Source organism: Streptomyces subrutilus (assembly GCF_001746425.1).
Lineage (GTDB): Bacteria > Actinomycetota > Actinomycetes > Streptomycetales > Streptomycetaceae > Streptomyces > Streptomyces subrutilus_A.
The window spans coordinates 3263202-3277174 of record NZ_MEHK01000001.1; the positions used below are offsets into that span (position 1 = coordinate 3263202).

Consider the following 13973-nt stretch of genomic DNA (forward strand, 5'->3'; position numbering starts at 1 on the left):
CCTCGGTTGTTCGCTGCCATCGCACGCACACACACCGTGAGGGAATCCGCACTCCGTGTCATCTTTCAACCAAGCAGTCATCGAAGAGTTCAGGGCCAACGCCGGCCGCGTCGGCGGGCCCTTCGAAGGTTCCGAGCTGATCCTGCTCACCACCACCGGGGCCAAGTCCGGCAAGCCCCACACCGTCCCGCTCGGGTTCGTCCGGGAGGGCGGGGACGGGACCGGGGCCGGGGACGGCGGGCCGCTGCTCGTCGTCGCGTCCGCCGGCGGGGCCGACCGGCATCCCGCCTGGTTCCACAATCTGCTCGCGCGGCCCCTCGTACAGGTCGAGACGGGGACCGGGGAGTACGAGGCCGTCGCCGTGCCCGCCGAGGGGGCGCGGCGGGACGCGCTGTTCGCGCGGGTCGTGGCCGAGGAGCCCGGCTACGGGGAGTACCAGGAGCGGACCCGGCGGGTGATCCCCGTCGTGGCCCTCCAGCGCACGCACGAGGTGCCCGCCGGGGAGGGCGGGATCGCCGGGAAGCTGCTCGAGGTGCACGGGTGGCTGCGGGCCCAGCTGGCCCTCGTACGGGAGCAGGCGCGCGGGAGCGCACCCGGCTCGCTGGGGATGCAACTGCGCCAGCACTGCCTCGCGTTCTGCCACTCGCTGGAGTTCCACCACCGCAGCGAGGACGCCGGGCTCTTCCCGTATCTGGAGCAACAGCACCCGCACATGCGGGAGTTCTTCCGGCGGATCGACGCCGAGCACCGGGTCATCGCGCGGCTCCAGGAGGAGCTCGTCCACGCGCTGGACGGGGCGCCCGGCACGGGCCCCGGCGCCGGGTTCAGCGAGCGGGTGGAGCGGCTGAGCCGGGAGCTGGAGGCACATCTCGACAACGAGGAGGCGCAGTTGCTTCCGGTGCTGCAGGCGCTGGAAGGGTGAGACGGGCCTCGGCGCCGCCCTCCCGCGGATTGCGGAAGGCGAGGGCGGCGCCGAGGGCGCGGGCCTGGCCCGCCGCGATGGTCAGGCCCAGGCCGTGGCCCTTGTTCATGCCCTCCGTACGGAACCGCTGCGGGCCGGCGGTGAGCAGGTACTGCGGATAGCCGGGGCCCGCGTCGGTCACGGTCAGGGTCCGGCCGTCCACCCGGACCGTGACCGGGGCCGCGCCGTGCCGGTGGGCGTTGGCGACGAGGTTGCCGAGGATCCGCTCCAGGCGCCGCCGGTCGGTCTCCACCCGGAGGGACGCAACCACCTCCAGCCGTGTGTCGGTGCCGGAGGCGCGGATGGTACGGGCCGCCAGGCCGGCCAGGTCGTACGAGTCCAGGTCCACGCGTTCGCCGCCGGTGTCCAGCCGGGAGATCTCCAGGAGGTCCTCGGTCAGCGCGCGCATCGCCTGGACGCGGTCCCGTACGAGTTCGGCCGGGCGGCCCGGCGGCAGGAGCTCGGCGGCCGCGTTCAGGCCGGTCAGCGGGGTGCGGAGCTCGTGGGCGACGTCCGCCGTGAACCGCTGCTCCGCCTCCAGCTTGCGCTGGAGCGAGGAGGCCATCGTGTCCAGGGCCCGGGAGACCGCCGCCACCTCGTCCTTGTTGCGCGCGCTGTCGTCGACCCGGGCGTCCAGGTCGCCCGCGCTGATCCGGCGGGCCACCTGCGCCGTCAGGTGCAGCCGCCGGGTGATGCGGGTGACGCCGACCGCGCCGATGAGCAGGGTGCCGCCGATGGCGAGCACCGAGGAGCCGAGGATGGCCCGGTCGAGCTCGGCGATCGTCCGCTCGGCGGCGGTGAAGTCCACGGACACGGCTATCGCGGTGTCGTGGTCGGCCGGCGCCGCCGCCCACATCGCGGCGCGGCCGCGGTGTTCGCCGATGACCGTGGCGCGCTTGCCGGTCAACGCCAGCGCGCGCAGCTCGGGCGGCAGGCCGACGGGGTCGATGCCCTCGCCGCGCGCCATCCGTGCGCCGGTCTCGTACGCGGTGATGGTGCGGTCCAGTTTGGCGAGGGCCTTCTCGCGCGCCGCGCTGACCGTCTGGTGGGTCATGGCGCTGTGGACGAGGCCGCCGAGCAGCGCCGCGAGCCCGCAGCACATGAGGGTGATGAAGGCCGCGGCCTTCCAGGTCAGGGTGGCGGTCCAGGCGGGCAGCCGAAGGCTCATGGTGCGCTGGTCCCGTTCATGATCCTGTGGGCCCGTCCGTCCTGGCTGGTGGTGGAGACGCGGCTGGCGTGCGACCGTCCGTCCGCGGCCGCCTGGTCACCGTAATGCGCCTGCTCGGGCGCTCCGGCGGCGGGCGCCGGATGGGGCCGGCCCGCGAAGTCGTGACGGCGCGGAAAAGCCCTTCCGGCCGGAGCCGGAAGGGCTTCCCTGGAAGGGTCGGATGGGTCGGGTCAGCTCAGCTCAGGCCTCTGCTGCGTTCGCCGATGCGGTCGCCCTGCGGAGCGCCGGCCCGCTTGAGGGCCGCCTTCGTGTGCGCCCCGCCCTTGACCTTGCTGCGCAGCACGCCGTCGAAGCCGTGGCCCGGCGGACGCGGCGGCCGGTCCGGCTCCGGGGCCTGGTAGACCTCTCGGAAGTCCCGCTTCTGCTCTTTGCTCATCCCGTCGTCAACTCCCTCGGGAAGCACCCAATCGGACTACTGGGATCGTATGCAGATAAACGGGTCGACGCACCCGCACCGGACGTAAAGGATTCTGGATCAAGGACCGGGCGGTGCCGGCCGGTCCGGCGGCCCGAGCGTGCCGTGGACCAGCTCCTCCGGGCAGGGCGTGCCCCGCGGCAGCTGGTACTTCGCCGCGACCCGGTACTGGCCCGGGGCCGGGGCCAGCAGTTCCGTCCACACGTCGCCCGACCCGTCCGGGGCGGCCTTGAACAGGCATCCCGCCGTGTTCGCGTACTCCTTCACGGCGGCCGCCTTCGCCTTGGACGCGAAGGTCTCCTCCGGCGGGGCCACCGGCTTGCCCGCCGCGTCGACCAGCCCGAGCCACGGCGAGTGCGGGATCCGTACGAGCACCCGCCCGGCCTGCTTCACGTCGATGACGAGCCGGTCGGCGCCCGCCCGCACCACCGTCGCCGGCCCGGACACCAGGTCGGTGGGCTGGTGGACCTTGAACAGCTGCCAGTTCGCGTCGCCCCACACCTGCTGGAGGTACGGGAGCCCCTCGCGCACCAGCTTCGCCTCGTCCTCCCCTCCCGAGTCGGGTTTGTCGGCGGGCAGCACCACGTAGTGCACCGCCCAGCGCTCGAGCCAGGCCCGGTAGCTGTCGGCGGTCAGGGTGTCGTCGTAGAAGAGCGGGTTCCGCTCCAGGTCCGCCTGCCGGTTCCAGCCGCGGGCGAGGTTCACGTACGAGGGGAAGGCGGAGGATTCGCGGTGGCTGCTGGCGGGGACCACCTCGACCCGGCCGCGGTCGGCGCCCGCCTTCCGCAGCTGGTCGACCAGCGGGGCCAGCTCGCGGTTCCAGGCCGCCACCGGGGTGGTGCGGACGATGTCCGTGATGCTGTTGGTGGTGATCCAGATGTTCAGCCCCGCGAAGGCGAACAGCAGCGCGTACCAGCGCCGGGTGCGCGGGAGGGCGTAGGGGAGGGCCGCGAGCAGCACCGCCCCGCCGAAGAGCATGATCAGCCGGGTGACGTTCGACCCGACCTGGGAGTCGATCGCCCAGGTCAGGAACACCCCGAAGGCGTAGACCGCCGAGGAGATCCGGACCGTCTTCCACCGCTCGGGCACGAGGAACAGGACCGCCAGCGCGAACACGAAGGGCAGCCAGGCCGAGCCGAACTTCATCGGCTGCGTCCCGGAGAAGGGGAACAGCCACGCCGACAGCCCGACCACGGCCACCGGGGCCAGGCCCAGCGCGTACGCTCCCGGGCGCCGCCCGCTCAGGAACAGCGCGGCCGCGACCACCCCGAGGAAGAGCCCGGCGACCGGGCTGGAGGCGGTCGCGAGGCCGGCCAGCGGAGCCGCGACGGCCGCCTTGGCCCACCGCCGCCCGGCCCACTTGCGCGGCCAGCAGAAGACTGCGGCGACCGCGCCGAGCGCGAACATCACACCGAGCCCGAAGGTGACGCGGCCCGACAGGGCGTTGCAGAGCAGCCCGTACACCCCGGCCAGCGCGGGCCACAGGGGCTCGCGCACCGCGCCGCGGCAGCGGGTCAGGACCAGGGCGAGCAGCCCGGCCGAGACGGTGCCCGCGATCATCATCGTGGTCCGGACGCCGAGCATGTGCATGAGGTACGGCGAGACCACGCTGTACGAGACGGGGTGCATGCCGCCGTACCAGGCCAGGTTGTACGCCGAGTCGGGGTGGCGGCCGACGAACTCGGCCCAGGCGTCCTGCGCGGCGAGGTCGCCGCCGCTGTTGGCGAAGCTGAAGAACCAGACGACGTGCAGCACCCCGGCGAGCAGGGTCGACACGGCGACGGGGTGGCGGCGGAGCAGCTCCAGGACCCGCGTCGCCATGCCGCCGGGGGCGGGGGGCGGGGGCACGCCCGCGGGGCCGTCGTGGGCGGGGGGTGCGGGCATGCCGGCGGTGGCGCCTTGGCCGGGGGGTGCGGGCATGCCGGCGGGGCCGCCGTGGCCCTCGCCGCGCCGGCCCTCCTGGTGCTGCCGCTGCTCAGCGGTGGTCACTGACCCACTCCCCAACACACGAGTCCACATCCCGCACACGCCTGCGTCCGGACACCCGGGGGGTCGGGCGCCCGGGGCGTTCCGGCGTCCGGGGCGTTCCGGGCGTCCAAGGCGTCCAGGTCCCGGGACCCAAGACGCGTCCCGGCGCCCCGGGGTTGCCCGGGGCGCCGGATCCACGCTCTCACCGGCTGTCAGCCGACGCGCGTCAGCTTGCTGCCGAGGCCGGGCGAGGCGAGCTCGCTCTGCAGCGCCACCGGCACCTTCACCTGGCTCGCGCCCTCGCCGACGGTGAGCACGCCGATCTCGGTGCCGGCCTTGGCGGTCTGCGGGATCTTGCCGCCGCCGTCGGCCAGCTTCACGTTCACGGTGAGCGAGGCCCAGCCGATCGCCTGTACGTCGGCGGTGGCCACGACCGGGGTGCGGCCGCCGAGCCCGTCGTCCACGTAGCCCACGACCTGGCCCTTCTTGACGACGGGCGCGCCTTCGAGGGCCTTCTGCGTGCCGATCATCAGCTGCTTGCTCGCGGAGATCACGCTGTCGATGATCGGCGGCTTGTGCTGGCCGAGGACGGCTCCGACGATCAGCTGGTTGGTGTTGCCGATCTTCTTCTGGGCGGCGAAGAGGAGGTTTCCGCCGGCCTTCGTCGTCGTACCGGTCTTGATGCCGAGCGAGTCGTTGTACGGGACCAGGCGGTTCCAGTTGTCCCACTTCTTGCCCGACGGGTCGACCCAGCTCGGCTTCCTGGTGATGTCCAGCAGGGTCTCGATCTCGACGAGCTTGAGGCCCAGCTTCACCTGGTCCTCGGCGGTGCTGACCGTGGTCGCGTCCAGGCCCGAGGGGTCGGTGTACGTGGTGTTGGCCATGCCGAGTTCCTTGGCGGTGTCGTTCATCTTCTTGACGAACGCCTCCTGGGAACCGGAGTCCCAGCGCGCGAGCAGCCGGGCGATGTTGTTCGCCGACGGGATCATGAGGGCGGCGATCGCGTCGTACTCCGAGATCTTGTCGCCCTCCTTGACCGTGTCGAGGGTGGACTCGTTGTTCACCGAGTCGTTCTTCTTGCCCTCGGTCTCGGCCGTCTTGTCGACGTCGATCATCGCGCCCTGCTCACCCTTCTTGATGGGGTGGTCGCGCAGGATGATGTACGCCGTCATCGACTTGGTGACGCTGGCGATCGGCACGGGCTTCTGCTCGCCGGACTGGCCGAGCGTGCCGAGGCCGGCGGCGGCCATGTAGGCCTGGCCCTCGCCGGGCCAGGGCAGCTCGGGCTTGGCGCCGCCGAAGGTGTACGAGGACTTCGCGGTCATCACGAGCCGGGGCTCTGGCAGGGGGCGCACCAGCTGGACGACGGCGAGGATGATCGCGAGGAGCACGACGAGCGGGAAGTAGATCTTGAACCGGCGCACGGCCGTGCGGAGCGGGCTCGGCGGCGGGGGCGGGTTGTTGGTGAGGTCCGCCAGCATGTCGAGCGGCGGCCTGGGCGGCAGCGGCTGCTGGGTGGTCCGCTCGGTGCGGTCCATCGAGGCGGGGGTGGAAGCGGCCGGGGCGGCGGCCGGTGCCGCGGCCTTCGGCTTCGGCTGCTCCTGCCCGGGCTCGTCGGTGCGCAGCGGCACGAAGGTGCTGGCCTTGGGCGGCGCGGCCGCCGGGGGCGCCGGGGAGGCCGGGGAGGCCGCCGAAGCGGAATCCGCGGGCCGGTCGGCGGGGGCCGGGGGCTTCACGGCCCGGAACGTGGCGGTCCGCTCGCTGTCGCCGGCATCCGCCGACGGAATCCGGAACACCCCGGTCCGCTCCCGCGGGGCGGGCTCCTTGACGGGCGCGTCCTCGCCCGCGGCGGGCTTGACCGCCCGGAACACAGCGGTCCGCTCACTGTCGCCGGGCTCGTCGGCGGGTGCGCCCTTCGGCTGCCCGCCGACCGCAGGCTTGTCGGCACGAAACGCGGCCGTACGCTCGCCGCCGCCCGGCTCGTCCGCGGAAGCGGAACCGGCGGGCGGAGCCTCGGAAGCCGCCGGCCGCACCGCCCGGAACACAGCCGTCCGCTCACTGTCATCGGCCTTCGCGGCGGGGCCGCCCGGCTTCACGGCACGAAACGCGGCGGTGCGCTGATCCCCGCCGGACGCGGCCCCACGCTCATCGCCGGCCGACCCACCCTGAGCCGAAGCGGAACCCGCGCCGGGCGCGGCCGTTGCGCGGGGCGCGTCGGCAGGGGCGTCGCCGGTGGGCCGAGCCGCCGAAGCGGAACCCGGCTCAGCCGACTCCGACGCCGGCGGCCGCACCGCGCGGAACGCGGTGGTGCGCTGGTCGCCCGCCGAAGCGGAATCCGAACCCGGCGCGCGGGACGCACCGGCGTCCTCGTCCGGGGCCGAACGCTCGGGCGTCGCGGCAGCACCCGCGCCAGACGTGGAAGCCGGGCCCGCAGCGCGGGACGCGGCCGCCCGCTCATCGCCGGCCGAGCCTCCCTCAGCCGAAGCGGAACCCGAAGCCGGCGTGCTCGCGCGGGACGCGTCGGCGGATTCGGCGCGGGACGGACGCTCGGGCGTCGCGGGAGAACCCGCGCCGGGCGCGTCGGCAGGGGCGTCGCCGGTCGGCCGGGCCGCCGAAGCGGAACCCGGAGTCGGCGCGTCGGCGGCCTCGCCGTGGGGCGGGCGGGCGGGCGTCGCGGCGGAATCCGGCTCGGCCGGCTGCGGCGCCGGCGGCTCCACCGCGCGGAACGCGGTGGTGCGCTGGTCGCCCGCCGGAGCCGAGGCCCCGCCGGGCGCGGCGGGCTGCGTCGAAGCGGAACCTGTGGGAGCCGGGGTGGGGTCGGCGGGCGCAGGCCGGGCGGAGCCGGTGGGGCGGGAGACGGGGCCGTCCTCGGGATCGGCATCGGCATCGGGATCGGCGGTCGGCTCGTCGGCCGTGGCGACCCAGGCCGCCACCGCGTCGCGCAGCGGGTCGCGGCCGCCGGAACCATCCGCATCCGGCTCCGCGTCCACGGCCGTGTCCGCAGGGGCCTGCGGATCGGGATTCCGCTGCCGGAACACCGACAGCCTCGGATCACTCTCCGCGGAGGTCGACGCCGCCCCCGGCGTTCCCTCATCAACCGACTTGTCGGGGGACTCGCCCGCCACCAGTTCCTCCTCCATCGTCGCCACGTCCGGCTGTCCGAATGTCTAACAGTGTCCCGTCTCGGGGGCATCGCCCCCGTGCCAGACGAGAACGACATAGCTGCGGGTTCCCCCACAAAGCGGCCACGCGCTCTCGACAGATGAATGTGAGAGGCGTCACCCTGTCACTCATCCACGCGGGGAGGCATGGATGGGCAGGAGCCGCAGAACAATTCCGGAGGAGCTTCTGCTGCTCGCCTTGGACCCGGCCACGGGTACCACGGCGCAGCCGCAGTCGCTCGACCTCGGCCTGGCCGGGGCACAGCTAGTGGAGCTGGCTCTGGCAGGACGGATAGCCCCTGACGGGGATCGTATCGCCGTGGTGATGCCACGGCCGACAGGAGATCCGACTCTGGACTCCGCACTGGAACTGCTGCGCAGGCGCGGCAGTCCGGTACGGGCCGTCCACTGGATCGGCGGACCCCGGCTGGGGCTCCGCCAGATTTACCTCGCGCACCTGGAGCGCTGCGGCATGGTCCACGCCGTCGCGGGCCAGATGTGCGGGGTGCTGCCGACGACTCGCTACCAGGCGACGGACACGGCGATCAGCCGGGAGATCCGTGCCCGGCTGGACACGGCGATCCGCACCGGCGTACCGCCGGACCCGCGGACCGCGGCGCTTGCCGCGCTGGCCCACGCGGTCGGACTCGGCAAGCACCTGTACCCCGGCAACGAAGGGCGGTCGTCCAGATCCCGGCTGCGGGACCTGATCCGGCACGACCCGATGGGCGGACTCGTGGCTCACGCCGTGATGGACGTCCAGAACGGTGTGGCCGCACAGCCGCGCCGCGACCGCGCACCGGCCCCGCCGGCCGCCCGGGCCACGGCGGGCAGCGTTCCGCTGCAGCCGCGCCGGACGGGTGCCATGGCCCGCGCGGCCGCGCACTGATCCACCCCGCTCCACCCGCTCCATCGCAAGGCATCACCACGCCGGCGCGCGGGGTGACGGGGCCGGTCCGCCGGTCCCGCCACCCCGCGCGTCTGTCTTTCCCGGCCGTTCCCCAGCGCCGCGGCACCCTTCGGTGGCAGTCTGCTCAGCATCAGACACGCAGAGAAACAGACAGCTGCACGACAGAAGAAGGCGGAGGTGCCGTTCACGTGGCGTCCAATGTCAATCCCACCGTCCGACGCCGCCGACTGGGCATGGAGCTGCGCAAGCTCCGTGAGGACAAGGGCATGACGGCCGAACAGGTCGCCGAGCGCCTCCTCGTCTCCCAGTCCAAGATCAGCCGGCTGGAGAACGGCCGCCGGTCCATCAGCCAGCGCGACGTACGCGACCTGTGCGAGGTGTACGAGGTGGAGGACCCCAGACTCGTGGACTCCCTCATGCAGATGGCGAAGGATTCCCGCCAGCAGGGCTGGTGGCACGCCTTCGGCGACATCCCGTACAGCGTCTACATCGGCCTGGAGACGGACGCCGCGAGCCTGCGCACCTACGAGCCCCTGGTGATCCCGGGGTTGCTCCAGACCACGGAGTACGCCCACTCCCTGGTCCGCGGCGCGTGGCCGGAGACCGCTCCGGCCGACGTGGAGAAGCGCGTCCAGGTCCGGATGCACCGCCAGAAGCGGCTCTCCGAGACGGACAACAACAATCCGGAACTCGGGCCGCTGCGCCTGTGGGCGGTCATCGACGAGGCCGCGCTGCGGCGGTGCGTGGGTGACGCCGAGCTGATGATCCGGCAGCTGGAGTTCCTGATAGAGCAGTCGGAACAACCGCACATCACGGTGCAGGTGATGCCGTTCTCGCTCGGCGCGCACCCCGGCGTGAACGGCCAGTACGCGATTCTGGAATTCCCGGACGCGTCCGACTCGACGGTGGTCTACATCGAGGGCGTCACGAGCGACCTGTACCTGGAGAAGGGCAACGACGTGCAGAAGTACAGCGTGATGTACGAGCACTTGCGCGCCCAGGCGCTCAATGTCGACCAGACCCGGCAGTTCATCTCCGACATCATCGGCGAATACGCGGGCAAGGTCGGTGAATCACGATAAAGACCCAGGAATCCCTTGGGGCCATGCGGAGGGCCGGTACCGTACACCGTCACTCCCCGGCCGCATAAGACCTGAATGGAATATGCCACTCGGTCGGGTGAATGCCTCCTTCACCCGTCAGGAGCTGCGGGTAGCGTCGATCACGTCGGCCGGAGAACGAGCCGGCCGACGCGGCAAATGGAACCACTCGCTGAACCGGAGACAAACATGGCTATTCGTCAGGGCGCCACGCACCACTGGACCAAGTCCTCCTACTCCGCCAACGGCGCCTGCGTCGAGGTCAAGTCGCCCGTCGTGGAGGCCATCGCGGTCCGCGACTCGAAGGTGCAGGACGGCCCGTCCCTCACCTTCGCGCCCGGCACCTGGACCTCGTTCGTCGACGGCGTCAACGAGGGCCGGCTGGGACGCCTCGCCTGAACGTCACGGCATGCTCCCCAACCGACCCGAGCAGTTGACCGCAGGACAGGCAGTACAGGCAGTACCAGCAGTACCCGTACCACTGACTGGAGCCCTCTCGACCGGCCCGCCGTCCTGGCCGAGGGGGCTCGGCCATGCCCGCGTACGGCCGGCTACCTCAGCTGGGCGACGTACCGGTCGGTCCCCGGCACCGTCGGGATGAACGGCGCCACCAGCTCCACCCGCCCCAGCCCCGCCTCCGCGACCTCCGCGTCCAGCCCCTGGAAGCGGTCCCAGCAGGTCCGGGGGTCCTGCTCCAGGAACCACAGGAGCGTCAGGCGGGTGTCGACCCCCTCCACCTGCTTGACGTACGTCATCCGGTCGCCGGGCAGCGGCGTCGGCCGGAAGACCGTCACCATCGCGGCCGGGGAGCCCTGCAGCCGCTTCGGCAGCGCCCGTGCGCGCAGCCACTCCAGCAGCTCGGCCCGCTGCTCGGGACCGTCGGCGTCGACGACCTGGACGACGAGGCCGGCGTACGGGTGGTCCAGGGCGTGGAAGTCCCGCGGACCGGCGGCCCCGTCGCGGTAGACGGTGGCCTCGTGGTCCTGGAAGGCCGTGAACACGTGGGTGCGGTCCTGGTAGACCCGCCCGTCGCGGCCCAGCCTCTTGTTGATGCCCACCGTCCACTTCATGTGCTCGTCGTAGCGGCCCTCGGTGACCCAGTACGTGGAGATGTAGCAGCCTGCGGTGACGGGCTGGGCGACCGCCGACTTCTCCGGGTAGCGCAGCTCCTGGAGTTCGCGGGTGGCCACCCACCGGCGGCCGGCGTACATCCAGGGCATGGCCATCGCCCCGGCGTAGTAGTGGTCGTCCTCGTACCAGCGGTTGTACGCGTACTCGTGGCCCGGATGCGGCTCCACCATGGTGATCAGCGCATGGCCGGGGCGGACGCCGTACGGGCCGACGGCCGCGAGCTCGGCGTAGTCCTCGGCGCGGGTGTCCCGCTCTTCTGTCGTCATACGCCCGGTCTAGCTGATGCCTCGTCAGATTGGGAGCCCCCGGGGCCCGTTCATCATGTGACACATAGGTGTCGTCTGCACCTTTCAGTGGCTACGATGCCCGCACCCCACTCCCGGAGGAGCCACCCGTGCCTGCTGCCGCCGTCTCCCCTTCCGACTCGCACTCCGCCGCCGCGCCGCCGCCCGCGTTCGCCTCGCGCGCCACCTCGGTCGGCGGCTCCCCCGTGCGGGAGATCCTCGCGCTCACCGAACGCCCCGGGGTGATCTCCTTCGCCGGCGGGCTCCCCGCGCCCGAACTCTTCGACGCCGAGGGCCTGCGGGCGGCGTACGACACCGCCTTCACCGTGTCGGCGCGGCGGGCGCTGCAGTACTCGACCACCGAGGGCGTGCCGGAACTGCGCGAGGCCGTCGCGCGGCGGGCCACGGCGCGGGGCCTGGCGACCGGCGCGGACGACGTGCTCGTCACCTCGGGCTCGCAGCAGGCCCTCACCCTCCTCACCAGCGCGCTGGTCGAGCCCGGGGACGTGGTGCTGGTCGAGAACCCCACCTACCTGGCGGCGCTCCAGTGCTTCGGGATGGCCGGGGCCCGGGTGGTGGCGGTGCCCTGTGACGCGGAGGGCCTGATACCCGAGGCCCTGGAGGAGCTCGTCGCGCGGGAACGCCCCAAGCTGCTCTACACGATCCCCACCTTCCAGAACCCGACGGGGCGCACCCTGCCGGTAGCCCGCCGGGCGGCGGTGGCGCAGATCGCGGCGCGGCGGGGGCTGTGGCTGATCGAGGACGACCCGTACGGGGACCTGCGCTACGAGGGCGCGGAGGTCCCCTGGCTGGCGGCGCATCCGGGGGCGGAGGACCGCACCGCCCTGCTCGGCAGCTTCTCCAAGATCATGGCGCCGGGGCTGCGGCTGGGCTGGCTGCGGGCGCCGGCGGCGCTGCGCCGGGCCGCGGTGATCGCCAAGCAGGCGGCGGACCTGCACACCTCCACGGTGGACCAGCTGGCCGCAGCGCACTACCTGGCGGCGGTGGACCTGGAGGGGCACGTGGCCACGGTGCGCTCGGCCTATCGGGCCCGGCGCGACGCCCTGCTGGCGGGGCTGGCCGGGGCCCTGCCGGAGGGCTCGGAGTGGAACCGTCCGGAGGGCGGCATGTTCGTGTGGGCGCGCCTGCCGGCGGCCCACGACGCGACGGTCCTGCTCAAGGCGGCCCTCGCCCACGACGTGGCGTTCGTCCCGGGAGCCCCCTTCTACACGGGCGCACCGGACCCCCGCACCCTGCGCCTGTCCTTCACCACGCACACCCCGCAGGAGATCACGCAGGGCCTGACCCGCCTGGAACGCGCGGGCCGGCCCTAGGGCGAGGCGGGCGGCGTGGGCTCGGCCGGCGTCGCGGGGGCCGGGGCCGTCGGGGTGACCGGGCCCGTCGGCGTCGGAGCCGTCGGCGTCGGCGTGGAGCCCGTCGGCGTCGGCGCGGTGTTCGTCGGCGTCGGCGCGGTGTTCGTCGGCGTCGGCGTGGAGCCCGTCGGTTCGGGGGCGGTCGGCACGTGGCCCGGGTACACGTGGCCGGGGGTCACGATGCTCGTGATCGCCTCGCCGAACAGCGTGCTGGGCTCCTGGCCCTCGTGCAGGACGTCGGTGTTGAGCAGGACGACCATCGTGGCCTCGGCCTGCGGCAGGTAGACGGTCAGGGTCTCGTACCCGGGCAGCGAGCCGTTGTGGCCGATCCAGCCCTGGACGTTGAAGAGGCCCAGCCCGTACCCGGCGCCGGGGATGCCGTCGATCGAGGTGGTCTTCAGGCGCTCGGCCTGGGTCGCGGGCGTCAGCAGCGTGCCCGTGGCCAGGGTGCGCGCCCAGCTGCGCAGGTCCATGAGGTCGGAGATCATCGCGCCCGCGGCCCACGCCCATGACGGGTTCCAGTCGGTCGCGTTCACGATCTTCCCGGTCGTGTCGTCGGTGTAGCCCTGCGGGTGCGGGTCGGGGAAGTGCGCGTCGGTGGGGAAGAGCGTCTTGCGCAGCCCGGCGGGCTCCAGCACCTCCTCCCGGATGAACTCGTGGAGGGGCTTGCCCCCGACCTTCTCCACGACGAGGCCGAGCAGGATCAGGTTGGTGTTGCTGTACTGCCACTTCGCGTTCGGCTCGAACTGCACCGGGTGCCGGAAGGAGTAGTCGAGCAGCTGCTGCGGGGTGAAGGGCCGGGTCGGGCCGGCCGCGAGCGCCTTGTTGAAGTCCTCGTCCAGGCTGTAGTTGAAGAGCCCGCTGCGCATGCCCGCCAGTTCGCGCAGGGTGATGCGGTCCCCGTTGGGGACTCCGCTGATGTAGGTGCCGATGGTGTCGTCGAGGGCCACCTTGCCCTGGTCGACGAGTTCGAGGAGCGCGGTGACCGTGAACGTCTTGGTCTCACTGCCGATGCGGATGTTGAAGCCGGTCTCCATGGGGGAGCCGGTGGACTTGTCGGCCGTGCCGAAGGTCCGTACGTAGCTCCCCTTCCCGGGAGCCCACAGGCCCACGATGACCCCCGGCACCTTCGCCTCGCGCAGGACCTGCTGGATCGCGGCGTCCAGCTTCGCCGCGACGGCCGGGGTGAGCTCCGGGAAGGCGGCTCCGTCCGGGGAAGGGGCCGAGGCGGAGGCGGAGGCGGAGGCGGAGGGGGACGGCTCCGGCGTGGGAGCCCCGTACGCGGAGCCCGCGAGGGCCGGGGTGACGAGCAGGCCTGCTGCGGCGGCGGCCACGCAGGCCCGGCGCAGGCGTGTGCGGGTGCGGGTGGGACTCACGGCATGCCTCCTGTCGCACGAGAGGGACGAACACACGTACGAGTACGCGGACCCCGTACGCAGGAC

11 protein-coding genes are annotated in these 13973 nt (G+C 72.9%); 5 read left to right on the forward strand and 6 right to left on the reverse strand.

What is annotated here, in order from left to right; translation table 11 throughout:
- Positions 1-55: 55 nt before the first annotated feature.
- Positions 56-922 (forward strand): nitroreductase/quinone reductase family protein, encoded by an 867-nt coding sequence (locus tag BGK67_RS15630; RefSeq protein WP_069920663.1) that lies wholly within the window; start codon positions 56-58, stop codon positions 920-922.
- Here the strand turns inward: BGK67_RS15630 and BGK67_RS15635 are convergent.
- The 4 genes from BGK67_RS15635 to BGK67_RS15650 all read right to left on the reverse strand — a co-directional run bounded on the left by BGK67_RS15635 (position 825) and on the right by BGK67_RS15650 (position 7712).
- Positions 825-2129 (reverse strand): ATP-binding protein, encoded by a 1305-nt coding sequence (locus BGK67_RS15635; RefSeq protein ID WP_069920664.1) that lies wholly within the window; start codon positions 2127-2129, stop codon positions 825-827. The two genes, BGK67_RS15630 and BGK67_RS15635, sit on opposite strands and share 98 nt — an antisense overlap.
- 235 nt (positions 2130-2364) lie before the next feature.
- Positions 2365-2565 carry a hypothetical protein gene (locus BGK67_RS15640; protein WP_107488817.1) on the reverse strand — a complete coding sequence of 67 codons (201 nt, stop codon included), beginning with the start codon at positions 2563-2565 and terminating at the stop codon, positions 2365-2367.
- A gap of 99 nt (positions 2566-2664) precedes the next feature.
- Positions 2665-4593: an MFS transporter gene (locus tag BGK67_RS15645; protein ID WP_432215455.1), complete on the reverse strand. Its 1929-nt coding sequence runs from the start codon at positions 4591-4593 to the stop codon at positions 2665-2667.
- 191 nt (positions 4594-4784) lie between these two features.
- Positions 4785-7712, reverse strand: coding sequence for a hypothetical protein (locus BGK67_RS15650; protein ID WP_079154205.1), 2928 nt, complete (start codon positions 7710-7712; stop codon positions 4785-4787).
- A gap of 172 nt (positions 7713-7884) precedes the next feature.
- On the opposite strand from BGK67_RS15650, the gene BGK67_RS15655 reads away from it, so the two are divergent.
- The 3 genes from BGK67_RS15655 (at position 7885) to BGK67_RS15665 (ending at position 10142) form a co-directional block, all read left to right on the forward strand.
- Positions 7885-8622 carry a GOLPH3/VPS74 family protein gene (locus BGK67_RS15655; RefSeq protein WP_069920666.1) on the forward strand — a complete coding sequence of 246 codons (738 nt, stop codon included), beginning with the start codon at positions 7885-7887 and terminating at the stop codon, positions 8620-8622.
- A 209-nt stretch (positions 8623-8831) separates the two neighbouring features.
- Positions 8832-9725, forward strand: coding sequence for a helix-turn-helix domain-containing protein (locus BGK67_RS15660; RefSeq protein ID WP_069920667.1), 894 nt, complete (start codon positions 8832-8834; stop codon positions 9723-9725).
- 207 nt (positions 9726-9932) lie between these two features.
- On the forward strand, positions 9933-10142 hold the full coding sequence (locus BGK67_RS15665) for a DUF397 domain-containing protein (protein WP_069920668.1): 210 nt from the start codon (positions 9933-9935) through the stop codon (positions 10140-10142).
- Positions 10143-10294: 152 nt separating this feature from the next.
- Here BGK67_RS15665 and BGK67_RS15670 read toward each other — a convergent pair whose 3' ends face one another.
- The gene (locus tag BGK67_RS15670) at positions 10295-11140 is read right to left on the reverse strand and encodes a hypothetical protein (RefSeq protein ID WP_069920669.1); all 846 of its coding nucleotides are present in this window, start codon (positions 11138-11140) and stop codon (positions 10295-10297) included.
- Between the two features lie 128 nt (positions 11141-11268).
- Here BGK67_RS15670 and BGK67_RS15675 point away from each other — a divergent pair, with 128 nt between their 5' ends.
- A complete protein-coding gene (locus BGK67_RS15675) occupies positions 11269-12492 on the forward strand; it encodes an aminotransferase-like domain-containing protein (RefSeq protein ID WP_069920670.1) in 1224 nt (407 codons plus the stop codon).
- On the opposite strand, the gene BGK67_RS15680 is transcribed toward BGK67_RS15675, so the two are convergent.
- Positions 12489-13907, reverse strand: coding sequence for a serine hydrolase domain-containing protein (locus tag BGK67_RS15680; RefSeq protein WP_069920671.1), 1419 nt, complete (start codon positions 13905-13907; stop codon positions 12489-12491). The genes BGK67_RS15675 and BGK67_RS15680 overlap by 4 nt on opposite strands.
- Positions 13908-13973 lie beyond the last annotated feature (66 nt).